This window comes from Spirulina subsalsa FACHB-351 (assembly GCF_026130165.1).
Lineage (GTDB): Bacteria > Cyanobacteriota > Cyanobacteriia > Cyanobacteriales > Spirulinaceae > Spirulina_A > Spirulina_A subsalsa_A.
In genome coordinates, this window is sequence record NZ_JAIHOM010000265.1 from 1 (window position 1) to 673 (window position 673).

At 49.6% G+C, this 673-nt stretch carries 2 protein-coding genes; both read left to right on the forward strand.

The features are described 5' to 3' along the window. Positions 1–119 precede the first annotated feature (119 nt). Positions 120–317 carry a DUF4007 family protein gene (locus K4A83_RS22780; RefSeq protein ID WP_265267015.1) on the forward strand — a complete coding sequence of 66 codons (198 nt, stop codon included), beginning with the start codon at positions 120–122 and terminating at the stop codon, positions 315–317. Beyond that, positions 298–612 (forward strand): hypothetical protein, encoded by a 315-nt coding sequence (locus tag K4A83_RS22785; protein ID WP_265267016.1) that lies wholly within the window; start codon positions 298–300, stop codon positions 610–612. The genes K4A83_RS22780 and K4A83_RS22785 overlap by 20 nt, the downstream gene beginning before the upstream one ends. Positions 613–673 lie beyond the last annotated feature (61 nt).

Here is a 673-nt window from a genome sequence, read left to right on the forward strand (position 1 = left end):
AATCGCGGTCGGACAGCCCGTGATTCAAAATGCTTTCGGAGACGTTCTGTCGGGGTCAATTTCTGATTGGCTAGACAAGAGTCTATGAGGAAAGAATCCACTCGCCTTTAGGCAGTGGAGTGTCAATCTATGATTTCGGGAGTCCGGGCTTAATCTTTAAACTGACGGAAAGTGTCCTCTGTGCTGCCATTGAAAACCTCACCCGTCGTTATCCACAAATCAGCCTAGCCGATGCGGCAGGTAAGATTCAGTTTTCCTTTGATGATGATCCCCAAGCCTTAGCTCATCAGATTTTACATGACTACTACACCCGCTAAAAAATCTCTCGCCCACTATTTCACCCTCAATCGTCGTTATTCCCGTTCCGTGAATCTAGAGCGAGATTTGGACAGACCGGATGCGGTGCAGGGGTATATCCTCACGGAACGCTCTGCCGCGACCTTAGAGCGCATTCTCTCGGCGTTTCTCGACCCTAGGGGGCATCACGCTTGGACCTTAACGGGGGTGTATGGTACGGGAAAATCTGCCTTTGCCCATTATTTGGCCAGTTTATCTGCAATGTCGGGTGAAGACCCTCGGTTTTACCGACGGGATGAAACCCGACCAGTATAGAAACAGCGAAGCACGACTCTTTAGCTAAGGCTCAGGGATCACTCTTAGCATGACAATTTGT